The organism is Solwaraspora sp. WMMD1047 (assembly GCF_029626155.1).
GTDB lineage: Bacteria > Actinomycetota > Actinomycetes > Mycobacteriales > Micromonosporaceae > WMMD1047.
Map to the genome: position 1 here is coordinate 5,999,289 of NZ_JARUBL010000001.1, position 23,655 is coordinate 6,022,943.

Annotated in this window: 23 protein-coding genes; 2 read left to right on the plus strand and 21 right to left on the minus strand. The window is 70.0% G+C overall.

Going from position 1 to position 23,655, the window contains the following annotated elements; translation table 11 throughout:
• Positions 1-992 precede the first annotated feature (992 nt).
• The 14 genes from O7627_RS27390 to O7627_RS27455 are packed head-to-tail and all read right to left on the minus strand — an operon-like array spanning position 993 to position 13,609.
• Positions 993-2,408 (minus strand): hypothetical protein, encoded by a 1,416-nt coding sequence (locus O7627_RS27390; protein WP_278096341.1) that lies wholly within the window; start codon positions 2,406-2,408, stop codon positions 993-995.
• A complete protein-coding gene (locus O7627_RS27395; protein ID WP_278096342.1) occupies positions 2,405-2,824 on the minus strand; it encodes a hypothetical protein in 420 nt (139 codons plus the stop codon). Before O7627_RS27395 ends, O7627_RS27390 begins: the two co-directional genes overlap by 4 nt.
• 17 nt (positions 2,825-2,841) lie before the next feature.
• A complete protein-coding gene (locus tag O7627_RS27400) occupies positions 2,842-5,865 on the minus strand; it encodes a peptidoglycan-binding protein (protein ID WP_278096343.1) in 3,024 nt (1,007 codons plus the stop codon).
• Positions 5,866-5,871: 6 nt separating this feature from the next.
• Positions 5,872-6,303 (minus strand): pilus assembly protein TadG-related protein, encoded by a 432-nt coding sequence (locus tag O7627_RS27405; RefSeq protein ID WP_278096344.1) that lies wholly within the window; start codon positions 6,301-6,303, stop codon positions 5,872-5,874.
• A complete protein-coding gene (locus O7627_RS27410) occupies positions 6,300-6,722 on the minus strand; it encodes a TadE/TadG family type IV pilus assembly protein (protein ID WP_278096345.1) in 423 nt (140 codons plus the stop codon). Before O7627_RS27410 ends, O7627_RS27405 begins: the two co-directional genes overlap by 4 nt.
• Complete coding sequence (locus O7627_RS27415; protein ID WP_278096346.1) at positions 6,719-7,141, minus strand: TadE family protein; 423 nt, start codon at positions 7,139-7,141, stop codon at positions 6,719-6,721. Before O7627_RS27415 ends, O7627_RS27410 begins: the two co-directional genes overlap by 4 nt.
• Positions 7,138-7,308 carry a hypothetical protein gene (locus O7627_RS27420; protein ID WP_278096347.1) on the minus strand — a complete coding sequence of 57 codons (171 nt, stop codon included), beginning with the start codon at positions 7,306-7,308 and terminating at the stop codon, positions 7,138-7,140. The genes O7627_RS27415 and O7627_RS27420 overlap by 4 nt, the downstream gene beginning before the upstream one ends.
• Positions 7,309-7,353: 45 nt before the next feature.
• Positions 7,354-8,232 (minus strand): type II secretion system F family protein, encoded by an 879-nt coding sequence (locus O7627_RS27425; protein WP_278096348.1) that lies wholly within the window; start codon positions 8,230-8,232, stop codon positions 7,354-7,356.
• Positions 8,229-9,125: a type II secretion system F family protein gene (locus O7627_RS27430; protein WP_278096349.1), complete on the minus strand. Its 897-nt coding sequence runs from the start codon at positions 9,123-9,125 to the stop codon at positions 8,229-8,231. Before O7627_RS27430 ends, O7627_RS27425 begins: the two co-directional genes overlap by 4 nt.
• Positions 9,122-10,696, minus strand: coding sequence for a CpaF/VirB11 family protein (locus O7627_RS27435; protein WP_278096350.1), 1,575 nt, complete (start codon positions 10,694-10,696; stop codon positions 9,122-9,124). Before O7627_RS27435 ends, O7627_RS27430 begins: the two co-directional genes overlap by 4 nt.
• Positions 10,683-11,453, minus strand: coding sequence for a ParA family protein (locus O7627_RS27440; protein ID WP_278096351.1), 771 nt, complete (start codon positions 11,451-11,453; stop codon positions 10,683-10,685). The genes O7627_RS27435 and O7627_RS27440 overlap by 14 nt, the downstream gene beginning before the upstream one ends.
• A gap of 43 nt (positions 11,454-11,496) precedes the next feature.
• A complete protein-coding gene (locus tag O7627_RS27445; RefSeq protein ID WP_278096352.1) occupies positions 11,497-12,162 on the minus strand; it encodes an SAF domain-containing protein in 666 nt (221 codons plus the stop codon).
• Positions 12,159-13,073, minus strand: a complete 915-nt coding sequence (locus O7627_RS27450) for a hypothetical protein (protein WP_278096353.1) — start codon at positions 13,071-13,073, stop codon at positions 12,159-12,161. The genes O7627_RS27445 and O7627_RS27450 overlap by 4 nt, the downstream gene beginning before the upstream one ends.
• Positions 13,067-13,609 carry a hypothetical protein gene (locus O7627_RS27455; protein WP_278096354.1) on the minus strand — a complete coding sequence of 181 codons (543 nt, stop codon included), beginning with the start codon at positions 13,607-13,609 and terminating at the stop codon, positions 13,067-13,069. Before O7627_RS27455 ends, O7627_RS27450 begins: the two co-directional genes overlap by 7 nt.
• 423 nt (positions 13,610-14,032) lie before the next feature.
• Here O7627_RS27455 and O7627_RS27460 point away from each other — a divergent pair, with 423 nt between their 5' ends.
• Positions 14,033-15,334: an IS701 family transposase gene (locus O7627_RS27460; RefSeq protein WP_278091974.1), complete on the plus strand. Its 1,302-nt coding sequence runs from the start codon at positions 14,033-14,035 to the stop codon at positions 15,332-15,334.
• Positions 15,335-15,559: 225 nt separating this feature from the next.
• Positions 15,560-15,856: a hypothetical protein gene (locus tag O7627_RS27465; protein ID WP_278096355.1), complete on the plus strand. Its 297-nt coding sequence runs from the start codon at positions 15,560-15,562 to the stop codon at positions 15,854-15,856.
• A 19-nt stretch (positions 15,857-15,875) separates the two neighbouring features.
• Here O7627_RS27465 and O7627_RS27470 read toward each other — a convergent pair whose 3' ends face one another.
• The 7 genes from O7627_RS27470 to O7627_RS27500 all read right to left on the minus strand — a co-directional run bounded on the left by O7627_RS27470 (position 15,876) and on the right by O7627_RS27500 (position 23,545).
• Entirely contained in the window at positions 15,876-16,568 is a 693-nt protein-coding gene (locus tag O7627_RS27470; protein WP_278096356.1) for a hypothetical protein, read from the minus strand.
• Between the two features lie 280 nt (positions 16,569-16,848).
• Positions 16,849-17,475 (minus strand): hypothetical protein, encoded by a 627-nt coding sequence (locus O7627_RS27475; protein WP_278096357.1) that lies wholly within the window; start codon positions 17,473-17,475, stop codon positions 16,849-16,851.
• Between the two features lie 305 nt (positions 17,476-17,780).
• Entirely contained in the window at positions 17,781-19,019 is a 1,239-nt protein-coding gene (locus tag O7627_RS27480) for an IS701 family transposase (RefSeq protein ID WP_278093545.1), read from the minus strand.
• A gap of 287 nt (positions 19,020-19,306) precedes the next feature.
• The gene (locus O7627_RS27485) at positions 19,307-20,065 is read right to left on the minus strand and encodes a transposase family protein (RefSeq protein WP_278094068.1); all 759 of its coding nucleotides are present in this window, start codon (positions 20,063-20,065) and stop codon (positions 19,307-19,309) included.
• A gap of 339 nt (positions 20,066-20,404) precedes the next feature.
• Positions 20,405-21,544: a hypothetical protein gene (locus O7627_RS27490; protein ID WP_278096358.1), complete on the minus strand. Its 1,140-nt coding sequence runs from the start codon at positions 21,542-21,544 to the stop codon at positions 20,405-20,407.
• A gap of 152 nt (positions 21,545-21,696) precedes the next feature.
• Positions 21,697-22,566, minus strand: coding sequence for a hypothetical protein (locus tag O7627_RS27495; RefSeq protein ID WP_278096359.1), 870 nt, complete (start codon positions 22,564-22,566; stop codon positions 21,697-21,699).
• Positions 22,567-22,891: 325 nt separating this feature from the next.
• Positions 22,892-23,545 carry a hypothetical protein gene (locus tag O7627_RS27500; protein WP_278096360.1) on the minus strand — a complete coding sequence of 218 codons (654 nt, stop codon included), beginning with the start codon at positions 23,543-23,545 and terminating at the stop codon, positions 22,892-22,894.
• Between the last annotated feature and the right edge of the window lie 110 nt (positions 23,546-23,655).

Genomic DNA, 23,655 nt, shown 5'->3' on the forward strand with positions numbered 1-23,655 from the left:
GAGCGGGATGCTGTTGCGTCCGTGCATCACTGTGCGATGCTCTGCACTGCAATGAAAGCAGGGAAGACCCCCGCCCCAATGGTTCCGAAGCCCGAGGCGGAGGCCCTCCCACCCGGCTGGGGGCTCATCTGACCCTGGAGGTCAGGTGAGCCCGCACCCGTTTCCGGACGCCAGCATCCCTGCCAGCGCCACGGCGTAGATGAGGATCTTCAGCACGAGTGCTGTCACCTCGCCTGCTTGCCGCCACCGATCGGTCTTGGTTCGCAGGCTCCTTCTACGGCCGGTAGGCCGTTCCCGACGCGCCATCCAGGCAACCTCTCCTCGATCGAGACAGAAGGCATTCGCCTCCCGTACGTCGAGGCGAACAGCTCGACCTTCCCTCTCCCTCCGCGAATCGGTTTCCGGGCTGGTGCGCCAAGCCGTCACTGTAGTGGCCGGACCCGACGACCTCGCCCGCGACACGTCTGGGCGTGTCGCCGTCCTAGGCGAGACCCATCCAGGCGTCCTGAGGCCGTCGTCCGGGCTGGCCGGCCGCCTCTGCAACGGAGGGCGACCCTCAAGAACTCCCAGGCCAGATGCGGTTGTCACACGACGAGTGGGCAGAAAGAACTTGGGATGCTGGTGCCGAAACTTCTTGCCGAGAACATCCACCATCGGCCACCCGTTGTCGGAGGCGGGGCGCCCAATGCGGTCACCGGGGCGCCCCCGGACGCCGCCACGAGACACGTCACCGCACCGACCGGAACGCGGACCCATGGGGCCTGACCTGGGGCCGACCGCTCTGGCGGGGGGTAAGGCCGGACATGCCGGCCGCCCGCTGCCCGCCCGGACACCCTGACTGGTCTTCCCAGAACATGTGCCGCTGGTGTCGAGCGAGGAACACAACGCCCCGCACCAGGCCGCCCACAGGCCGAGCCATCTGAGATGTCACCTACCGGCGCGGCAGACCCGGATGCCGCAGATGCGGTCGGCTTGATGCCGTCGCGCGAGGTTCAGCGTCGCGGCCTCGGCGCCGTGTCGGTCGGCCTGCGGTGTTCAACTGCGGTAGCTTCGGTCTGGGGCGCCGAGCCACCATCGAACGACATCGTCACCGTGGCTGTCGGACTCCGGGCGCCGACGCCGAGGGCCATGATGAAGTTGTGGCGCCGTAGTTCGTTGAGGCCGCGGACGATGGTGGCGATCGCCGAGTGTGCCGGTCCGGCTCTGGTCCAGGCCTCGGTGGCGTAGAAGATGCCGCCGCGAGACGTGCTAGCGAGTTGTTTCTCGGTGACGCACAGGAGACGTCGTTCGGTGAGCGATCTGGTCACTTCCAGGACCGAGTGGGCCAGGCCGGGGAGGAGCCGCGCCTGCTCGTCCAGCACCTGCCGGGTCGGCACGTGAATCAGCGCGGACGGCCGACCGAGGGTGGAGCGAACGATGTCCGCCGAGTGTAGTAGGCGCTGCAGGGTGGGGTCGGATCGGCGTGCCGTACGAGGTCCGAGGTTGCCGAGGACGGTCGCGACCTCCCGCCACTTCGCCAACGCGGCGACGGCGCCGTCCGATTCGTCTTTCTGCGCTCCTGACCAGGTGAACGTTGCCGCCCCGGCGACGAGTACGGCGAGCCGGGCGGCCTCGGTGGCGTGCGCGAGATCCAGCCTCCGCGGATCACGAACTCCCAAGGCACGGACAGCGGAGATGACACCGGTCACGTCCTGCAGAGTGGCGACCGGTACGTATGCGTCCGGGGCTGGTGCCGGCGCGACCTGCAGGAGGTGCAGCAGCCGGTGCCCCGGGGTCGCGGCGATCCGGCGGAGCCCCGCGTCGAGGTCCCGATCGTCTTGCCTCCGGAGGTAGGCCACCTGCTGGGCGTAGAGCGCCCCGATGGTCCGATCTCGGGTGCCGGCCCCGAGCCACCGGGCGAGGCGTTCGTCGAGCATCCGCGCGGCCAGGGCAAGAGTTGCCAGGTCGGCAAGCGCGCCGGCCCTGCCTGCACCGTTGCGGATCGCGATCCCTTCCGGTGTCGCCGGCCGCTGATCGCCGACGTGGCTGGCGAGGATGTCCCCCGCCACCAGCACGGAGTCGCCGGCTCCCCGCAGAACTCCGACGATCGGACTGGGCGACGAAACCCGGGAGACCGGTGGCGGCGACGGCTGAATCTGCCGGTCCACAGCGCCCCGGAGCCACGCGATTGCCTGAAGCTTGTCGAGCCGGCCACCGCCATCGACGAGTTGCTCGATCGGCTGCCGCTGGACCGGCTCGTCCGGGAACGCCAGCAGGTCCACCAAATGACGTAGCCCGCGGTACGTCCTGTCACGGGCGGCGAGGGCGTGAGCCGCCTGTCCGTGGCTGGTGCAGCCGCCCGAGGTGGCATGGTCGGCTGCCTGGCCGATCAGGTCAGCAGCCCGCACCAGGCACTCGCCGAGGTTCATCGCGAACCGTTCAGCGCCGTCCCCAGCCGGCCTGACGCCGCCGCCCACGCCCATCGCTGATCGGCGGGCTGAGCCGGATCGGCGGCGGCCCGGTCCAGCCGGTCCACCACCGCCTCCAGCAACGCCCGGGTCTCCGCCACGAAATCCTGCCCGACCAACGGGCTCACGCTCAGGCTGAGCGGACGAAGGTCTCCGTAGAGATCGTCCGCGACACTCTGGGCCGCCGTACCCATCGCGTCCCAGGCCAGCATCTCGCCCACGTCGGCGGGAGCCGGCTGGGTCTGCCACCCGAATCGGACCAGTTCCAGCGCCACCCGCACAGCGCCGTCCGACTCCAAGGTCAGCCGCACATCGGCCTGGGCCCACTGCAGCGCAGCGACGTAGTCGAGAGTGATGTCGGGGTCCGAAGTCGTCATCGGAGGTCTCCTCTCCGTCATCCGGTCCGCAGCAGGTCACCGACCAGGCGGTGGATCGCCGCGTACGTGCCAACCGCCAGCTCCTCGGGAACCTCCACCTCCCGAATCCTGACCAGGTCGTCGAGCAGGGTGCGCAGTTCGGCGGTGCGGCCATCGGCGTGGGCGGCGCGCATCGCGTCGATCCACGGATGGTCATCCACTCGCGCCGGGTCGGCCTGCCACGCTCGTTCAACCGCCCACCGCGCCCCCGCGGTGTCCCCCTGGGCCAGACAGTGTTCCGCCAGCTGGTGGGCGGTGTCGACCACCGCCGAGGCGAGGTTGTGCGGCTGAATCGTGCTGTCCGGCAGCCAGGTGTAGGGATTACGGTACCCCGACGAGTACGGCAGCTCCGCCCCCGCGAGCGGCTCTCCGCGTACCAGATCAAGGGCTTGCCGCAGATCGTCGGCGCCGGCCGGACCACACCGCTCGCCACGGGCCCGCAGCCTGCGGAACAGCTGCCAGTCGAGCAGGTATCCCGGCGTCAACCGGTAACGGCGGTCCACGCCGGAGTTCGGTGGGAGCCACTGGGCGCCGTCGGGGGTCTCGCCGAGCCAGCGTCGGGCCTTGCTGATGGCGACCCGCCGGCTGCGGGCGTTGACCATCGTCCCGGGCCACAACGCGTCGTCAATCTGCTCACCGGTCGCGCCGGTGCGGCCCCGCTGGGCCAGGTAGACGATGATCTCGGAGTAGAAGCGGCGGCGCTCCTCCGGTGGCTCGCCGGGCGCTTCGACCAGCACAGGGCCGAGGATGGCGATGCGCGGCCGGTCGGGGTCGCCCGTCCGCCAGGCCGCCAGGTCCGCGTCGAGCTCCGGGTCCTCGGGCAGTGCCGGTACGCGCTGCGTGGGGTCGGGCACCACCGGCCTCCTCTCCTGTTCCGCGTCGTCGTCGCGCGCGTCGGTCGAGTTGGTCTGCGCCCGGCCGCTGTCCGCCGGTTCCGGTTCGGTGGAATGGGCGGGATCGAGCAGGTGGCCGTGGGCGTCGGTGCCGGCCGCCCATCGTTCGGGTTCCGGCGCCGGCGGTACGGGCTCGTCGGCCGGCTCCTCGCCGGTGGCGGCGGCCCGGGCGGTACGCATCGCGGCGGCGAGCTGGGCGAGCTGGTCCGAAGGCAGGCGTACGCCGGTGGCGCTGGTGATGCTGAGCCAGTCGACTCCGAGGGTGCCGTCTGCGGCTACCTCGATGTGCCACTCGGCCGGCGTTGGCGTCGCCACCACCGCCGCCACTCCGCACCTGCCGGTGATCCGGAGCTGGCCCTCAAGGGCCGTCACCTCGTCGGTGGAGTCGCCGTCGGCTTGGGGGTCGGCGATGAGTAGGACCAGCGGCATCCAGGCGTCCGCGCCGACGTCGCGGACTCGGCCTTCGAAGGCGTCGACGAGTTCGCGGTCGGCGAGCGCGGTGGCGTTGCCCGTTGCGCGCCGGCGGACCCGGCTGATGGCGTCGGTCACGGACGAGGCGATCCGGACCCGGTCCTCGCTGAGTGCGGCGAGGTTCTCCGCGTCGGCGGGGTCGAAGCCGGCGAGCAGGATCTCAACGTCGTCGCTCCACTGCGCGGTGGCCAGCTCCGCGGCAAGGTAGCGCAGCAGGTCGGCGGATCGTTCCGGAGAACCACCGACGCTCAGGACGCCGGTGCGCTCCAGGTCGACGAGGAGGTGCTCGCCACCCGGCCGGGAGGCGATGGTGGCGAGGGCGGGCACCGGTGCGAGCAGGTCGTCGGCCTCGGGCAACTCCGCCTTGGCGTCCAGGTTCCAGCTCCGGCCGCCATCGCCGACCCGGTACGGGGCCGGTGGGCGATGGTCCGGGGAGGCGAGGACCAGGTGAAGCTCGTCTTCGGCCATCCAGGCGGCGGCGATGTCGGGCAGTGTGCCCTCCCGATCCCGCAAGCCGGCGGCGAGACCGCGCAGCGCGACGTCGAGCCGGTTGATGTCGGTCGGCCTGGCGGCGGCCCGGGCACGTACCTCGGTCTTCGGGTCGGCTGGCTGGATGATGCGGCGGTTCGGGCGGCGGAACTGCCGCTGCCGTTGCCGCCGCTGCGCCAACCGGACCAGCAGCAGCGCGGTCAACATCCCGGCGGTGGCGAAGACGGCCGCCACCGGAAGCAACTGGTTGACGAGCTCGTCGTCATCGGCTGGGGCGGGTTCCTGGTCAACGGAAGCGGTCGGGTCGGGATCGGCCACCGCGCTGGGGCTCGGAGTTGGCGCCGGGTCCGCCGACGGTGATGTGGTCGGGCGGGGGGACGGGCGCGGTCGTTCGTTCGGGCTACGCCGCTCGGCTCCGGTCCCGGGAAGCACGTCTCCGGTGGCGTGGGCGCGGGGGCCCCGGTCGTGGGCGTCGGCGGGAAGGCGTACCCGTTGTCCCTTCTGGATGTGGTCGGGGAAGCGGGGATCGGCGCGGCGCAGCTCGGGGTTGATCCGGGCGATCTCCCGGTAGCGGTCGCCGTCGCCGAGGTAGCGCTCGGCGACGTGGAAGAGCCAGTCGTCGTGCTCGATCGCGTACACCGGTCCGGTCTGCGGTCCGGCGGCCCGGAAGGTCGTAGCGGCGAACCCGGTGGCCGGGCCGTGGATGACGGGCTGGCCGATCGCCGGAGCGGCCACCGCTGCCGCGGCCGCACTCGCGTTCGCGGCGGCAGGGGAAGCGATGATCGCCAGCGCGGCGGCGACGAGGACTGCGGCCCGGCGTTGCTGCCAGGCCAGGCCGAACAACCGGGGCGGGCGGCGCCGCAGCAGCTGGAACGGGATCTCCACCAGCAGGGGTACGGCGAACGAGGCCCAGCCGAGCCAGCCGGCCAGGGTGATTCCGGTCAGGAAGACGCTGCCGTCGTCGCGGCTGGTCAGCGCCGCCACCACGGTCGACCAGTCGGGCAGGCTTTCGGGCAGCGGGTTGCCGGCAAGGCGGTAGAGCGCGTACGGGATGCCGACCAGTAGCACGAGGATGGCGGCGGTGCCGGCGAGGCTGGTGGTGGCACGACGGCCGGTGGAGCCGGCCGGGCTGGTCGTCCAGTTCGTCATCCCGGTTCACCCGACCAGCAGGTTGGCGGTGACGGTGGCGGTGCCCTCCAGCGGCGGAACGCCGGGGATCGCGTCGACCATCAGCGGGTCGTAGCCGATGGTCACCGTGACGGTGACCTGCTGCCCGTCGGGTGCGACCTCCATGTTCCAATCGGTCACGCCGGCGGTGGTCAGGTAGTGCCGTACGGCGTCCGCCGCCAGCTCCGGGTCGACCGTCTTCTCGCCGCCGTCGATCGCGTCCGGCAACCGGATCGCCTGGCCGCCGGCCCGGGCTGCCTCGGCGGCGATGTTCTCCGCCCGCTGGCTCGTCCGGATGTAGCCGGCGCCGTCACCGGCCAGGCCGATCAGGGCGATGAGCCCGGGCATGACGATGGCGTAGAACAGGCCGATCCGGCCGCTGTCGAGAGCGGCCCGGCGGCTGAGCGTCGGTGGCGTCATCCGGTCCTACTCCGATAGAGGTCGAGTGGGGAGCTGTACTGCGCGCTCACCCAGTGGGTCGGGGGTATGCCAGGCAGCGCCGCGTCGGCCAGGGAGACCTGGCAGGCGATCGCGACGGTGACCGCCGCGGGCTCACCGATCGCGTACGCGAACTGGCTCGTGTCGACGGTGACGTCCAGGGTCTGGCAGGTCAGACCCTGTCCGGCGAGCGTTTCGATGGCTGAGTCGCGGGCTCGGGTGCGGGCGGTATCCGGGTCGCGGGCGAGCGAGGCGACCCGCGCGGCCGAGTAGGCGGCGGAGTCGACCGCCGCCCAGGCGAAGCTGACCCGGCCGACGAAGACGGCGAGGCTGGCCACGAGCATCAGGCTCGGCGCGAGGATCGCCAGCTCGATGGTGACCGAGCCACCCTGGCGCCTCACGGCTCGTCCTCCGTGGTGAAGCGTTCCAGGCCCGCGTACGCGGTCTGGCTGACGGTCAGGTCCAGCCCGAACCAGCTCAGCGCGTCGCCCGTGACGGTGACCCGGACGGCCGTCGGCTCGTCGCCGTCCTCGGCGACCGGCGTCACGGCGATCTCCCAGTCGGTGAGCAGGTCGCCCATCCGATTCAGGTAGCCCGCCGCGCGGGACTCCCCCGCACCCGGCTCGGCACCGTAGGCCGACTCGGCCGCGGCCCCGAGCTGCGCGGCTGCCAACGCGACGTTCCGTCCCGAGAAGACCAGTGCGACCTGGACGCCGAGCATGATCAGCACCACGAAGATCGGGAAGAGGATGGCCAGCTCTATCGAGGCCGAGCCCTGGTCCGGCCGCCGCCCGTGGCCGCTCGGCCGGCCCGGTCTCACGGCGCCGGCTCCCCGACCTCTGGCCAGATCCCGATCCACCCCGTGACGTAGTCGCCGGCGGCCGTGAGCAGCGCGACCGCGATGATCGCGGCGATCGCGTAGATGATGGCGTTCGGGATCACCTCGCCACGATCGTCGCGGATCGCGACCACCAGTCGGCGTCTCATCCGTGGCCACCAGGTACGGCGTTCGGGCATCAGACAACCTCCTGGTCAGTTCACCTGTGGGCCGGCGAGCAGCCGGGCGAGAAACGGGTAGAGCGCGAGCAACATCAGGACGATGAGCAGCAGCGCGCCGGGGATCTCCAGCTGAGAGGTACGCAGCTCGGCGCGGGCCAGCTCGTCAGCGCGGATCTGGCCACGCAGCGACGCCGCGCGGGCCCGCAGCGTCCGGTAGACCTGAGCTCCGGACACCCCGGCGGACTGCATGATGTCGCCGAGGTCGCCCAGCTCGGGTACGCCCATGTCGGCGCCCAGCCGGTGCAGCCCGGTCCACGGCGGTGTGACCTCCAGCTCGGCCCGGAGCAACGCCTGCCGGATCCGGGTGAAGACCCAGCCGCTGCCTTTGCTGGCGGCCCGACGTAGCGACTCCTCGGTGCCCCGGCCAGCGGCGCGTTGCAGCGCCGCCAGGTCGATGAAGAGGCAAACGGCCCGGCGGCACTCCCGCCGCGCCTCGGCCGCCTTGCTGGCGACATCGCGGTAGAGGAGCGCGACGAGGAAAGCGGCGCAGATCAGCGCCGCGATCACCGGTACGCCAGGCCCGAATCCTCGCCCGATCAGGGCCAGCAGGCCGAGCAAGGTCGACGGCAGCGCCAGCCCGATCAACGTGACCACGGCCAGGCTGGTCACGAACTCCTCCGGCGTACGGCCGAGCAGCCGCAGGTCCGTCGCCGGCACGATCGGATGTGCCCGGGAGGTGAGCCGCTGCCACGCCGTCCGCCGGCCGGGCACCTCGCCGGGCTGGGGTTGCAGACGTGCCAGGGCCGGGCCGAGGGCCGGGCTGGCCGGCAGGAGCTCGTGGACGGTGAGGAACAGCCCGAGGCCGAAACCGGCACCGACGACGGTGACGAGGGCGAGCCAGGCGGGGGTCACGGCTCGACCCGGTCCGGGGCGGCCGGCGCGACCAGCCGGATCACGGGCGGCGGAAGGCTCAGCGACCGGGCCCACCAGAGGCAGCCGACGAACCCGGCGGCCAGGATCGCCAGGACCACCTGGCCGCGCGGCTCCGAGTAGGGCGCGGTGTACTCCGGACTCCCCAACCCCGCGACGATGAGCAGCATCGATCCGCCGGTCAGGAAGCGGATCTGGAACCGGGCGCGGGCCCGGCGGGACATCATCTCCCGCCGCATCGCGACCTCCTCGGCCGCCGCCTCGGCGATGCCGGTGAGCGCGTCGGCCAGCCGGGCTCCCCGGTCGGACAGGTGCAGGGCGAGCGCGGCGACGACCTGGTCGCCGATCGGATCGCGCACCGCCTCCGCGAAGGCGTAGAGGGCGGACTCCGGGTCCCAGCCGGCCTGGATCCGGGCGGCGAGCAGGTGCACGTCAGCGGCGATGGCCTTCGGCGTGGTCTGGGCGGCGTCCACGATCGCCTCCTGCAGGCCGACGCCGGCGTCCTCGACGTCGCGCAGTCGGCGTACCCACATCTCCACGGCCTCGACCCGGGCGATGGCCCGCGCCTCCTCGCGGCCGGCGGAGAGCAGCCACGGCACGCCCGGAATGGCGACGGCCACCAGCAGCCCGGCCACCGGTACCGAGGTGAGCGCCCACGCGACCACCCCACCGGCTACCGCACCGGCCAGCCAGAACCGGCGACGGCGGCGGTCCCGGCGGGTGGTGCCGGATCCGTGCCAGAGCCGCCGTAGCTGGGCGGCCCAGGGTGACGGCGGTCGCGCCGGGCCGGCCGGGCCGGCGACGGCGGAGATGCCCAGGACGAGGCTGCCGGCGAGTCCCGCGCCGATCAATGCCGCGATCAGAGCCGGGTTCATCGCCAGGCTCCCAGACTTGGCAGCGGCCTCGGCCAGGCTCCGCGACCGGCGTGCGAGGCGAGGACGGCCGGGTCGTATCCGGCCAGGAGGAGGGGGTGGCGCAGCCGCTCGGGTTGGTGCAGCGGCACGGCCCGCCCGTCCGGGCCCGGGCCGAAGATCTGGGTGGTCTGCGGCCGGTCGTTCTCGACCAGGCCGCCGACCTCCAGGACGTGGCTGACGAACCGGTGTTTGCGGCCGCCGAGCGCGCTCTCGTCCACCAGGCTGACGTAGACGATCAGGTCGAGGGCGTTGGCCACCTGCAGGTAGGCGCGCCGGTCGGATCGCTCGTCGCGGTGGCTCAGCGCCAGCTCGACCACCCGGTCGAAGACCAGGTGCGGGCCCCGGGCGTGGATGGTGCAGAGCGAGCCGTTCGTGGTGCCCATCGCCTGCAGCATCGCGACGATCTCCCGCGAGCGGACCTCACCGACGATGATCCGACGGGCGTTGAGCTGCAGCCCGATCGGGATCAGATCGTCGAGCGTGACCTCGCCGGCCGGGCGGCCGTCGGGTCCCCGGTCGCCGTGGCCTTCCCGGGTCTCCATCGACACCGCCCACGGGTGCCGCCCGGTCCGGTGCAGGGCCAGCTCCCGGGCCTCCTCCATGGTCACGTACCACTCGTCGGCCGGGATCTCGCTGGCCAGCGCGCGCAGTAGTGACGTCTTCCCGCTGCCCGGCACGCCGGCGACCATGATGTTGAGGCCGGCTCGCATGGCGGCCCGCAGGAAGTCCCGGAGCAGCGGGTCGATCATGGCGCTCTTGTGCGGGTCGGCCCGGTCCAGGTGCACCAGCGCGTCCAGGTCGACATCGAGGATCTGATGATTGCGGATGACGGCCACCGGCCGCTGGGTGACCAGGTACGTCGCGGCGAGTCGCTGCCCGCCGGGCAGTTCCATGCTCAACGTCGGCTTGTCCTTTGACAGCGCCCGCTCGGTGCCGCCGGCCCGGCGGGCGAGCGCCTGCAGCAGCAGGACCAGGTCCTCGTCACTGTCGGCGACCGGCGTCGAGAGGTCGATGCGGCCGTCCGGTCGTTCGATGCGGACCTGGTCGTGGCCGAGGATCGTGATGGTGTCGAAGGGCTCGCGCAGCAGCCGGTCCAGCCGGCCAAGCCCGAGCAGCGCCGCCAGCACCGCGTCCAGTAGCTGCTGCTCCTGGTCGTCGGTGAGCGGATGCCCGGCGGCTCGCTGCCGGTCGACGTACTCCCGTACCCGCTGGCCGGCGATCCGGCGGCCCTCCGCCCGCCGCTCCGGCTCGGGCACGTACTCCCGTTCGGCCAGCAGCCGGGAGAGCTCCTCGCTGACGGCCACCTGTAGCTCGCGGACCACCCCGTAGTCGGGAGCGACGTACACCGGCGGGCGCGGCGCCGGTAGGTTTCGGCCATTGCCAGGTCCGTCGCCGGCACCGTTTGTCAGCGGGCGGCGGGAGACCGCCGGAGCCAGCGCCGATCCGGTACGCCCACCGCCGTCCCTCGGCATCGGCGCCCGGGCTGGTTCGGCGGTCGGATCCCGCCAGACCGGGGTCTCAAACGACGGCACCGGTCACCTCCGGACGGGGGTACGGGCTCGGCCGGCGCAGCCGCGCCTGCCGCTGGCGTACCGCTTCGATCAGTGGACCTTCGGCGGCGGCCGCGGCCCGCAGCAGCGGCCGGCCGGTGCGTACCGTTCCGCCCCGGGCCAGCGCCCGCGCGGACGGCACGTCCGTCGGCAGGGTGGGTGCGATCGGCGTGCCGAGGCGGGCCGCGACCGTGCCGGCGTCGTAGTCGCCGTCACCGACCACCAGCAGACCGAGCCGATCCCCCGGGTCCGCCCCGCCAACGGCGGAGCGCAGTGCGTCGAGGGCCGCCCTGGCCGGCACCAGCGAGGCGAGCGTCGGTCGGACGACGAGCAGCACCAGGTCGGCGCGGTTCAGCAGCGGCCAGGGAGCGTGCGGGGCGATCAGCCGCCCGCAGTCAACGAGGACGTCGTACCCTGGCACGCCCCGGGCCAGCGACGAGAAGAAGATTCCCAACTGGTGCCAGCTCGGATCGAGGCTCGCGGCCTGGGTCGGCGTCGCGATCCCGGGGAGCAGTAGCCGCCGTTGGTCGGGCGGATCGAGGTCGATGAGCTGTTCCCAGAGGTGTTCGTCGGCCTGGCCGCGCCGCTCGGCGACGACGAGGCGCATCAGGCCCTGGTCGGCGGGGAGCTCCAGGTTCCGCAGGAAGCCGGCCCGGATGTCGCCGCCGGCCGGGTCGCACTCGGCCAGGAGCAACGGCCGCGACCAGGTCAGCAGCATGGCGAGGGCCGCGGTGGTCACGCCGGGCGACCCTTTCGCGCTGGTCAGGGCGATGACGGCCATATCAGGAGCCGACCAGGGTTAGAACGAGCCGGCCCTGCGCGGCAAGCCGGGCGACCAGCGGTCCGTCGCTGTCCCGGACGGCGACCGAGACGGTCGCGGTCCCCTCCCGACTGCCGGCGATGATGTGCACGACGGTGCCCGGCACCGAAGGCGCCGCGACCGGCGGTGCGTCCGTTCCGGAGGTCTGTTCCTCGGTGGAGACCAGGAGCACCCGGGCGCCGGTACGTACCGGGGCTGACGGGATCTGACCGGCCTTGAGTGCCAGTCCCACCACCTGTTCCCCCGGCGCGGGGAAGGGCTGGTCGACCAGGGCGCCCTCGGAGAGGAGCATCCCGGAGAGCAACGGAATCGCCGCGTGTTTCCCGACCACGCTGCCGGATTGGTCGGCGGGGATCGGCTTGAGCGCCGGGTCTGGGTTCAGGTGGACGGTGACGAGATCGGTGGCGGTCAGCTGGGTACCGGCCGGGATGTCGCGGGCGAGCGCCAGGTAGGGCTGGGTTCGGCTGACGTAGCCGAAGAGCGCGACCGCAGCCAGCGCGCAGACGGCCATCAGCGCCACCGCGATGCCGAGGCGACCCGGTCGTACGCTGCGCTCGCGGACCACCCGCGGCCTGGGAATGGCGTGCGGGCCGGCCTGCGTCGGAGCGGTCGGCGTCACCCGGGTCATTCGGTCACCACCTGCAGTTCGTCGATGTCGATCGAGGTGGTCGCGGTTCGGGTGATGGTTTCCGTTCCGGTGGTGCCGCCACCGACCATCCACCACTCGACGTGCCAGGTGGTGACGGCGGTGACCTGATAGCGCCCGCCCGGCTGGTTCCGGCTCGACCGCTGGTAGCCGTCGTAGCCGCACGTCGGGGAGGCCGCCGCGCCGTGCCGGCCGCGGTCGTACGCGGTGCCAGGGTTGTGGCAGACCTTCCTGCTGCCGTCGCCCATGTCCCAGGTGATCCGGGTGGCGTTGCCGCGTGCGGTCACCGAGAGGCCGGGCACCGAGGCCGTCGCCGTGATCGGCCCCCAGGTCTGCGGTGTCACCTCGGTCCACATCCAGATCGGCAGGCCGACCAATCCGGCGCCGTCCGGGTCGGGTCGCAGTCCGATCGTGGCGCCCCGCATCGGAAGGTCTTCGATCGCCCGGGCCGCCAGTTGGGCCGGGGTGAGGCCGCCCGGCGTACCCGGTGGCGGGGTGGCCCGCCAGACCAGGTCGCCGATCACATCGCCGTTGCACCGGGCCCGATAGACGGCGCCGTCGCCTGGTTCGTGGCCCGCCCAGGCAGGATCTCCGGCGGCGGGCTGCGGCGATTCGAGGATGTAGTAGCAACCGTCCGACGAGTTGAAATGTCCGTATCCGGCCTGCCAGCAGGCCACCGGCTGCCCTCTCCAGATGCACTGCGGGTCGCCGCCACCTCCGCCGCCGTCGCCCGGCTCCTCGGTTCCGCCAGCGGGTGGGGTCTCCACCACCACGTAGCAGTCGCCGATCGGCGGGCAGACCCAGTAGTCGGCCTGCGCTGGCGCCGCCGGCGCCAGCGCGCAGGCGACGACGGCCGCGGCGAGCCCGACCCAGGCGGTGATGCGGTTCAGCATGCGACGTCCCGGCGCGGGTTCGATTCGTAGACGTACCACCGCTCGCCGACGCGCTTCACCTTCGCGACCACCGGATACTTCCTGGCCTGAGCGGTCGGGGCCGGCCGACCGCCGACCGCGTTCCAGTCGGTGGAGTCGAAGCAGTCCTCGATCACCGCGTCGTTCGCCTCCAGCCGCAGCTCGGTCACCGTGGGGCTCCATCGGGGACGGCCGACGTTGCGGACGCCGTTGTTCGACATCAGTTGCAGGTTGTTGAGCAACTGGCCGAGGAGTGGCTCGGCCACCCATTCGGCGAGGTCCTTCGTGCGGTAGTCGGCCTTCGCCGAGGCGGCGATGTACGCCTCCAGGTAGCCGTCGTATGTGGCGAGGATCTTCGTCCGCGCCTCGTCCTCCGCCGGGTTGCCGGTCGGGCTCGGCTGCGACGTGACCTGGCTGCCGTCCGGCGATGGCTCCGGCTCGCCATCGCCGTTGCAGCCGATCAGGCCCACCGCCATTGCCATCGCGATGACCGTCATCGTCGCCCGGATCCTCCCCATGTCGCCGCCTCCTCGCAGTAGGGCCCGTTGGTCTGGCAAAGCCGGACGACGTGGTCTCGTCCGCGTTTCCAGCTTGGCCCTTGCGGCGAGGTCCCGCCGCTGCTGTTCCAGCAGTGCGCTGCGCCGACCGGAACGTCCATCCCCGACTCCGGTCGTCTCTTGCCCTCTTGGGATGCTCCCTTCTGGTGGAAGTTCCACTGCCAGCCCCAGCTACGGTCTTACCGGAACGAGCAGTCAGCCCGCTACGCTCCGTCAGGATCAGACCAGCGAGACGTGACACGGGAGTACGGCTCCTCAAGTGCGCACCTCCAAGTGCGCTAATACTCCAACGTCACTTGGCTTCGGCGTTGGGCGTGGCGTGGGGATGAGGGCGGCCACCGCGTTGATCATCGATGGTTTGTGAGGACAACCGAAGATCGCGCGATGGCCGTGGGCCACAGCGTAGACCCCGCCCGGTGGCGGGTCATCCTGGATGAGGCGGTGACGCGTGTTGCTGATCGGTTCGTGCGGGCCGAGCCGCGGGCGACGGCCGGGCAGTTCGTGGAAGGGCTGCTGTCAGACACCGAACGGAAGACGTGCTGGTCGCTTGCGGAACGGGCGGGTAACGCTGATCCGCAGGCGATGCAGCGGCTACTGCGCACAGCGGTGTGGGACGCCGACGCCGTCCGCGACGATGTGCGTTCCTGGTTGATCGAACAGCTCGGCCACCCCGACGCGGTGCTGGTCGCCGATGAGACCGGGTTCCTGAAGAAAGGGGTGTGCTCGGTCGGGGTGCAGCGGCAGTACACCGGCACCGCCGGCCGTGTCGAGAACAGTCAGGTCGGGGTGTTCCTGGCCTACGTCACCCCGCGCGGGCGGGCGATGATCGACCGTCGGCTCTACCTGCCGGAGACGACCTGGTGCGACCGTCCCGACCGCCTGGCCCTCGCCGGCGTCCCCGACCAGGTCGGGTTCGCCACGAAGCCTGCCCTGGCCCGGCAGATGATCGTCGCCGCGATCGCCGCTGGTGTCCCATGCGGGTGGGTGACCGGCGACGAGGTCTACGGCGCCGACCCGGGCCTGCGCGCTGAGCTGGAACAACGCGAGATCGGCTACGTCCTGGCGGTCGGCTGCGACCGACGCGTGGCCGTCAACGACGGCCGCACCCTGATCCGCGTCGACGACCTCGCCGACCGGGTCCCCACCCGCGAGTGGCAGCCGCACAGCTGCGGCCCCGGGGCCAAAGGACCACGCGAGTACCTGTGGGCCTGGATCACCACCGCCACCAGGCCAGACGAGTACCGGTGGCTGCTGATCCGCCGCAACCGCACCACCGGTGAGCTGGCCTTCTACCTGTGCTGGTCACCCCGCCCCGTCCCGCTGCACACACTTGTGCGAGTGGCCGGCTCCCGATGGAGCATCGAAGAGCTGTTCCAGACCGGCAAAGGCCAGGTCGGCCTCGACCACTACCAGGTCCGCGGTTGGACGGGCTGGCACCGCCACGTCACCCTGGCCATGCTCGCCTTGGCCATCCTGACCATCCTCGCCGCACAACAGCCCGACCCCGACCCTGACCCCGATCCGAAGATCATCGCGTTGACCGTCGCCGAGATCCGCCGACTCCTCAACGCCTTCCTCCTCGCCACATCGCCACCATCAGCGCACACCCTGCACTGGTCAATCTGGCGACGAACATCCCAAGCCCGCGCCCGACGAGCCCACTACCAGCGCAGACAAGCCAAATGACGTTGGAGTACTAAGCCGCCCGAAACCGCCGAGCGATCGCCACTCCACCCCAAAATATTCACGATCGTCACTGTTGTGCGCTTCCCTAGGGCGGCCACCAAAGACCGGCAGAATCACCCAAAGCACTTGACACGAAACCCTCAGCACCGGTCCCATAGACGCCGCACTGTCGGATGCCTGACAGACACTGTGGGCAACCTGCCAACCGCCATGGGGGTAGACGGGGTGAAGTTCAGCGACCTGCAGGAGATCCGTGAGCTGCTGAAGCACCAACACGTCGTCGCCGCCGTAGTGTGCCTCGGCAACCGGCCGATGCGGTACGGCGAGCTCGGCAGCGCGATGTCCGGCTGGATCGGCAGCCGGATCAGCGACGGCGAGATCACCCGCACCCTGCACCGCTTGGAGGAGAGAGGTCTGGTGGAGGATGCCCACAGCGCCGGTCCCCGGCTTCTCACGCTCACACCGAAGGGCCGCAGCTACCTCACGACGGTGTCGGCCCTGGTCAAGGCTCTGCGCACATAACCGGGGCGCACTGCGCCGGTCAGCCCCGCCGGTGTCCATGCTGATCTCGTCCAGGCTGATTCTCCGGCCCGCTCTCGACTGCCGGATCGGTTGTCGAACCCTGCTCCCTGGATGCAATGGGCAGCTCAGTCGCTAACCCGTCAGGTCCTGCGAGTTGGGCCAGCCGGTTGGGGTGATTCTGAGGATCTGAATCAGCGATCCGGTGGGCCGAAGTCGCAAGGCGATCGAGCCACCTGAGCGTCGGCGTACCGGCCAGGGCGGTCGTTGCGGCGAGCTCGTCATGGCGGATGGCGTTGATGATGCGGTCGGTTGCCCCGTATGCCTCGCCCCAACCGTCCCGGTAGCCGTGGCTCCAGGCCGTCACCGCCGCGTGGGCGACCCGGTCGACGTCGTGGCGGTGCCCACGGGTGCGGCAGGCGGCGAGGTACGTCCTCGGCAACGGCGTGTCGGCCACACCGCCCGGCCCAGGCCGCCGAGCCCGCAACGATTCCTCCTGTGCGGCGACGACGAGCCGGTCCAGCAGATCCCGGACGGTCCGATCGGGGTCGACTTCGTCGCCGAGGTCATCGATCGCGCGCCGGGTCGCGGTGCTGACGTACTCGGCAACGGCGGCGGTCCCGGATCGGCGCCCTGCTGCGAGAGCGCGCGGGTAGACGGCCGAAACCACCGCGACGGCAGCCCGCCGACGGTTCTGCACGGTCGGTTCGTCCATCTCGACCCCGCCGGACCACGCCTGGGCGGAGAGCCGGGCGATCTCGTCCACCGGCATCGGGCCTGCGATCCCGGCCGCCCGCTCGGTCAACTCCTCAATCAGCGCGTCGACCGTGCCGCGCCCGGTCATGTCCGGCTCCGGCGTCGCGGGAGTGTCGCCGTCCCTCGCTCTGCGATTCGCTGCTGGGCGCCGGCTCTACGGCTCGACCGGACGGTGATCCTCGGGCCGCACAGCGGTCCTGAGGCAACTGTCTCGTGAATGCTCACGATGCTCCTTCCGTTCAGATGGAGCGCCGCCGGCCGAGACGTGACCTGGCCGGTTGGGTGTTGGTAGGTGGCTGCGGACCGGGACCGGCCTCAGGTGTCCCCCCGAAGTTCAGGTCTGCGACCTCGGCCGGCGACTGCTCCTGGTCCTGGCCCTGTCCGTTCGAGGTGTCCGCCGGATCGCGCTCGGCGGCAGGCTGCGGGTCGTTGGAGGACCGTCGACCGACATCCAGCGAGCGCACGAATTCCCGCAGCGACTCCACGGCGTACGGGTCCAGCTCGACACCGGCGATCAACGCAACCGAGAGAACGCCGGTTCGTGCGGCCACCCAGGGGTGACCGGCCAGCGGCGGCCGCCGGGTCAGGTCGTTGAGGATTTGCCGCCAGTCCGCGTCCGGCAGGAGCCGCTCTGCCGGCAGGGTCCGCACACCGAGGACGGCCACGGCACCCCGGTCGGCGAGACGCCGGACCCGGTCCCGCCAGTCGTTGACGTACCAGCCGGAGCCGGCGTCCAGAACCCGCGCGTCGGCGAACTGCCCCCGGCCACGCGGTCCGCCGGTCCCGGCCGAAATCGCCCCCGCGAGCCGCCGAGCCGACAACGTGTCGTACGCGCTCAGGATCATCTCGACCCCCAGCACCGACACCGAGCAGGGAGGCTGCGGCGCCGGTCTGCGGCTACCGCGCTGGGCAGCGGCGACCTGCTCGGTGCACCACAACCGGGTCCCCGCTGATCCCCGGAGCCGGCGCCGCGCCGCCGCTCCTCGCGCTCACTCGCTTCGGACATGACCGCCACGCTGACGAACTGGTGTTCCCGCCAGCGCTACCAGTAGCGGCATCAACGTTCTCGTCGCCCGCGGCTCTCCCGGATCGACGACCGCAATATTGGCGAGCGGTCCTCGTCGCGGTCGGGACCATCACCTGCGATGGGAGCGGAATTAGTACTCCAACGTCATTTGGCTTGTCTGCGCTGGTAGTGGGCTCGTCGGGCGCGGGCTTGGGATGTTCGTCGCCAGATCGACCAGTGCAGGGTGTGCGCTGACGGTAGCGATGTGGCGAGGAGGAAGGCGTTGAGGAGTCGGCGGATCTCGGCGACCGTCAATGCGATGATCTTCGGATTGGGGTCGGGGTCGGGCTGTTGTGCGGCGAGGATGGTCAGGACGGCCAGGGCGAGCATGGCCAGGGTGATGTGCCGGTGCCAGCCGGTCCAGCCGCGGACCTGGTAGTGGTCGAGGCCGACTTGGCCTTTGCCGGTCTGGAACAGCTCTTCGATGCTCCAACGGGAGCCGGCGACGGTGACGAGGGTGTGCAGCGACACTGGGCGGGGTGACCAGCACAGGTAGAAGGCCATTTCGCCGGTGGTGCGGTTGCGGCGAATGAGCAGCCACCGGTGCTCGTCTGGCCGGGTGGCGGTGGTGATCCACGCCCACAGGTAGTCGCGGGGACCTTTCGCCCCGGGACCGCAGCTGTGCTGCTGCCACTCGCGGGTGGGGATCCGCCCAGCGAGGTCGTCGACGCGGATCAGAGTCCGACCGTCGTTAACGGTCACACGCCGGTCGCAGCCGACCGCCAGGACGTAGCCGATCTCGCGGTGTTCCAGGTCAGCGCGCAGGCCAGGGTCGGCGCCGTAGACCTCGTCACCGGTCACCCACCCCACCGGGACACCAGCCTCGACCGCGGCGGCGATCATCTGCCGAGCCAGGGCAGGCTTCGTGGCGAACCCGACCTGGTCGGGGACGCCGGCGACGGCCAGCCGGTCGGGCTGGTCACACCAGGTCGCCTCCGGCAGGTAAAGCCGACGATCGATCAGCGCCCGCCCGTGCGGAGTGACGTAGGCCAGGAACACCCCGACCTGACTGTTCTCGACACGGCCGGCGGTGCCGGTGTACTGCCGCTGCACCCCGACCGAGCACACACCCTTCTTCAAGAACCCGGTCTCATCGCAGACCAGCACGGCGTCGGGGTGGCCGAGCTGCTCGACCAGCCACGAACGCACGTCGTCGCGGACGGCATCGGCGTCCCACACCGCCGTACGCAGCAGCCGCTGCATCGCCTGCGGATCAGTGTGCCCCGCCCGTTCCGCAAGCGACCAGCAGGTCTTCCGCTCGGTGTCTGACAGCAGCCCTTCCACGAACTGCCCAGCCGTCGCCCGCGGCTCGGCCCGCACGAACCGGTCAGCGACACGCGTCACCGCCTCGTCCAAGATGAGCCGCCACCGGGCGGGGTCTACGCTGTGGCACGCGGCCACTGCACGATCTTCGGTTGTCCTCACAAACCATCGATGATCAACACAGTGGCCGTCCTCATGCCCGCGCCACGCCCAACGCCGAAGCCAACTGACGTTGGAGTATTAGAACGCCGTCGAAGTCGACCAAGATCAACATCGGCCGACGCCGGCAGGCACTGCCGAACCCTACCGCTGTGGCTGTCAGCGGCGATGATCCCGTCGCGGCAGTACGTCGATCTGCTGACGTGATCTCAGCAAGGATGCGGTAGGTATCGGTATTCGAAGTGTGTGAGGTGGATAGCGGCGCGGACGATATCGCCGAGGCTTCGTGGGCTGGCGGTGGTGTGACGAAGCGTCCGCCAGCGGCCGGTCAGGATTGCGAAGCCGCGTTCTCCGAGGCACCGCAGGGATCGAAGGATCGCGTTGTGGGTTCGGTTGCCGACGGCGAGGCGGTGGCTGTCGGTGGGTTGCTTGTATGGGGTGTGGATGCCCTGGCCAGCGCCTTCGTAGCCGGAGTCGGCCAGGGTCGGCAGGTCCAGGGTTGACGCGGCCCAGTAGAGCGCGCCGGTGATGTCCAGGTCCTGGGCGCAGGTCAGGTCGTGCAGGTGCGCGGGCATCGCCTCGGACGTCCAGATCGGTAGCCCGTCGGGCCGCATGATCGCTTGGATGTTCGCGCCGAAGCCACGGTGTTTCCCGGAGTACCAGGCATCGATCGTTTCGCCTTTGACACTGGTGGTGGTCTCGCCGAGCCGGTCGGTGTCGAACAGTTTCCCGTCCAGGATCACGTGCGACCAGCCGTCCGCGGCCACCCGGGCGAGGGCGTCGTGCAGGGTTGGTGTCTGCGCCGCGAGGACCCGCACGGCCTCGGCGACATACCGGTACGCGGTGGCCCGTGACACCCCGAACCCGGCCCCGAGGGTGGTCTTGTCCTCACCCTTGCGGAACCACACCAACACCAGCAGCGCCTGGTAGAAGCACGTCAACGCCCTCGTGCGGCGGCGGGTACCCACCGCCGCACGCTCGGCGCGAAGCAGACCCGCCACGTGACGCACGAGTTCCCTGGGCACGTCAAGCCTGGCAGAATAGGTGATCACGTGGAGCCCTCTCGGAGACCGATTCCGTCGCAAGAACCTGTCTACCGATGGCTCCACGTCCATATCCCAGCATGTCCGCTACGGGCGCTACGTCCGTGTCATCCCGAACCGCTCCCGAATCCTTGCTGAGATCACCTCGCTGAACGGGCATTCGACGCCGACATCTGGGTGGGATGTCGGTGCGTGCCGGTACGGCGGCACGCACCGATGGTCTGGACCGGTACGACCGCCTTCAGCGTCGTGGCGCTTGCGTCGTCACTTGTTTGCCCTGGCCAACAACCGATCCGACAACTCAATCGTCGCCAGGTACCACCAGAACACCCAGTCCAGAAACACTGGATCGTAGTCTGCCTTCTGGCTCTCGCTCTCGTGGCGGATGGCGAACCCGTTGGCGATGTGGAAGAGCGCGCCCTCGTCGCCACGAAGCAGCTCCGTCTTGAGCAATGCACGGCGGCTCTCGAGAACATGCGCCAGAGCGACGACCGCCGACCGCTTCTCTTGAAGCGTCGAGGTGCGGCCACGAAACAAGGCGATGGCGTGCTCGACCTGGTCGCCCGCTTTGGGGTCGGGTGATCGCAAGACCTGTTCCACCAGCGCTCGCCGTTCGTCATCGATGAGGTGGACCAGGCGGCCGGTGTCCTCGCCCTCCTCGGCAAGGCGCAGCTCGAGCGCCGCCACCTCAAGCAGCTTGTTGACCCGCCGGCGGTACAGCGCCCGCGCGGGCGCGATGGCGTACGAGGAGTAGTGCCAGCCGCACTGGTTCCAGCTGTGGTAGTGGCGATTCCGCGGCCGGGCAACGAGGTCGTGGAAAACTTCCACCAAGCCGTAGAAGATGTCATCGTCCCATTCGGCGGGGCGGAGCGGCCAAAGGTTCGGCACACCTAGATGCTCCTGGAGCCTGGCCGACTCGTCAACGGCCACATCAAACGGGCCGTCAACACACTCCCGCGGGAAGACACGCTCAAGGTAGCCGTCCCGGCTGAACTGGTTGATGAGCTGGACGAAGCGTCGCTTTGCCGCGTGAAGATCGGGCTCAAGCTGGTGCGCGGCAGACTGTGCCGCCACGCGCTCCGGCCAGTACGGGCGTGGGGTTGATGCTTCACGCAGGGAATCGGCGTTCTTGACCAATGTGGCGAGGAATTGATCTTTCATAGCCGACGGAGTCCCGGCGGCCTCGATCTCGGCAGCGCCAAGCGGCACCGCCCACGGGTCATCGAAGGTGGTGGAGCCAGCGGCAGTGAAATCGTCCCACGGCCCCGAACTCGTGAAGGCTTCCTCCAGAAGGCACCCAACCCTGTCCTCGTCGGTGGCGTGCCCGCTGGCGATCAATGCGGACGCCTCGGCCACGAAGAGATCACGCGGCCAGGCCAATTCGTAGTCAGGGGCATCAAACACGGTCCGCAACGATAGCGGACGGCGGGTCGTGTCGTCTTGTCGACCCGTATTATCCGAAGTGTTGGATTTGCCTGACGGATTCAGGTCGGATCGGACAAGGCTGTGGCCAGTAGCCGTTGCAAGCCAGCGACCACACGCGGGCAAGCTCAGGTCTATGCGGTGGCCCAGCGAGTGCTGGGATCGAACCAGCCGGTCTCGGGAAACCAGGCGATGCACCGGCCGATTGGGTAGGACCATACCCAAACGTGTGTGACCTCGGCCGGCACCTTAGGCGGTCGGCTGGGTAGTCCTTGGTAGTCATCGCTGAGGGTATGGTACGCAGCCCAAGGCGTGCTAAAGGACATCCCGATGAACGCGTGCCGGTCCACCGCGTCCGTGGCCGCGAGTTTGGCGCGCACGTCGACCTGCCGCGGATCGTGCAGAAAGGTCGCGAGCCAATCGTTGAAGGCGTCCCAGTTCTGACCAGCGGGCCCGCCAGCGCCCTTCCCATACATAATGGCCTTGCCCTCTTCGTCTGTCACAACGGGACGCGAGGCTAGTCTTACGACACCCGACGCGGCCAGTGCGCGTACCGCCTCTACATCATGCAGGTTGAGATGCTGTTCCCAGGCGACCGTCTCGAATAGCGCGCCGGACAGCTGGACATTGGCCAGCCGGTCTGGCAACTCCCGCTTCAACTGCTTGATGTTGGCCGCCGGTGACACGGTGACATACCAGACCCGCCCAAGTTCCGGGGTTGGCACTTGGACCTGTCCTCGTATCGCGCTGGCCATCGCAGCGTAGGACCTGTCGATATCGGTGACGACTTCGACGTAGCCGGGAGATCGATCTGGATAGTCGATACGAATATCGACCATCGCGGGGGCGCTGTTGTCGTCCTGTAGTACGACACGCTCCCCGGTTAGGCGCGCGACCACCCGAGCAGCCGCCAACTCGAAGTCCCCCAAGTGGCTCTGGAAGGCTCGACGGCGCATGCCGTCGGTCCGGTTATCGACTGGGTACCCAGGCTCGTAATGCTCCACAACCGGCCAGGATACTGACGCGGCACGACCACCGCGTACTCGAGCGCTGCTGTCACGTTGCTCTGGCATCAAGTGACGCCGCGGCCAACCCAGCCGAACCACGACCACCGTCGAACCTCCGCCACGCCAGAGCCACCGGTGCAAGGTCAAACGACTCCACAGCGGCCGTGGCGGCGGGCCCGAGAGGACAACAGGGTACGACAACTGACTCCAGCGTGGCCGGCCGCATCCCCCATCCGGCTCTTTGGGAGCATTCACTTCCCGGACCCGCCGCCACCCAGGATAAAACTCTCACCTCGCGGTATCTTAACCTCCGAAAAGGAGCCTATTTCCACACGACGTAACTTAGGTCAAGGGCTCCCTCAAGTACGTCCACGCGGTCAATCCTAATGGCGGCGATGCTTTCGTCGGTTGTTTGGACGCAGATCCATTCGCCTTCCAGCCCGGGTGCCACGTCGTAGGTACCCTGTCTGCGAGAGCGCAGTCCGGCGTAACAGTTCTGTTTGGTGATCTCGTCATCGATCACTGCAAACTGGGCGAGCTGACCGATAAGGAGAGTGTCGCCCAGGAGTGTGATCACTCCGTCATTCAGGTCCTTGACGACGCGGAAGTCAGCGCGACCGTCGAACGAATCCACGAGGTATCCCTTGGAGAGGTTTACCCAGTCCCTGTCTTGCGCCGCAAGGGTCCCCTCTAGCTCGGCGGTTCCGGCGTCTTGGGACCCAGTATTGGTGCCAGGTCCGGGCGGCGGGGTTGATCCAATCAGCCCATTTCGCGGACTCGACGGTGCTGTGCTGGCAACCGCGGCGTCGGACTGCCCCTCGCCGCCGCTGCCACCTAGAACGACAACAGCCCCGACCACGGCGGTGAGCAGCGCGGCTATCGCCGTGATCAATCCGGGGAGGCTCGTGAAGAACAACCGGAGACGTGATCCACTCGCCGAGCCTGCGGAATCGTCGGGGCCGATCGTATCGGACACGGGTGGCTCCTCAGGATGCATGACAGGAGGTCAAAGGGCGAATTCCATGGCCGTTTCCTTTGTACCACACCAGCAACACCGCGCCGCGCCGTTGATCTCGTTGCCATGAG

What these genes read in the sequence shown, in the direction of transcription:
- O7627_RS27445 (WP_278096352.1), bottom strand. Translation starts at nt 12,162, where the DNA reads ATGACCCGGGTGACGCCGACCGCTCCGACGCAGGCCGGCCCGCACGCC.
- O7627_RS27470 (WP_278096356.1), bottom strand. Translation starts at nt 16,568, where the DNA reads ATGGACGAACCGACCGTGCAGAACCGTCGGCGGGCTGCCGTCGCGGTG.
- O7627_RS27460 (WP_278091974.1), top strand. Translation starts at nt 14,033, where the DNA reads ATGGCCGTGGGCCACAGCGTAGACCCCGCCCGGTGGCGGGTCATCCTG.
- O7627_RS27395 (WP_278096342.1), bottom strand. Translation starts at nt 2,824, where the DNA reads ATGACGACTTCGGACCCCGACATCACTCTCGACTACGTCGCTGCGCTG.
- O7627_RS27455 (WP_278096354.1), bottom strand. Translation starts at nt 13,609, where the DNA reads ATGGGGAGGATCCGGGCGACGATGACGGTCATCGCGATGGCAATGGCG.
- O7627_RS27430 (WP_278096349.1), bottom strand. Translation starts at nt 9,125, where the DNA reads ATGAACCCGGCTCTGATCGCGGCATTGATCGGCGCGGGACTCGCCGGC.
- O7627_RS27405 (WP_278096344.1), bottom strand. Translation starts at nt 6,303, where the DNA reads ATGACGCCACCGACGCTCAGCCGCCGGGCCGCTCTCGACAGCGGCCGG.
- O7627_RS27420 (WP_278096347.1), bottom strand. Translation starts at nt 7,308, where the DNA reads ATGAGACGCCGACTGGTGGTCGCGATCCGCGACGATCGTGGCGAGGTG.
- O7627_RS27450 (WP_278096353.1), bottom strand. Translation starts at nt 13,073, where the DNA reads ATGCTGAACCGCATCACCGCCTGGGTCGGGCTCGCCGCGGCCGTCGTC.
- O7627_RS27390 (WP_278096341.1), bottom strand. Translation starts at nt 2,408, where the DNA reads ATGAACCTCGGCGAGTGCCTGGTGCGGGCTGCTGACCTGATCGGCCAG.
- O7627_RS27400 (WP_278096343.1), bottom strand. Translation starts at nt 5,865, where the DNA reads ATGACGAACTGGACGACCAGCCCGGCCGGCTCCACCGGCCGTCGTGCC.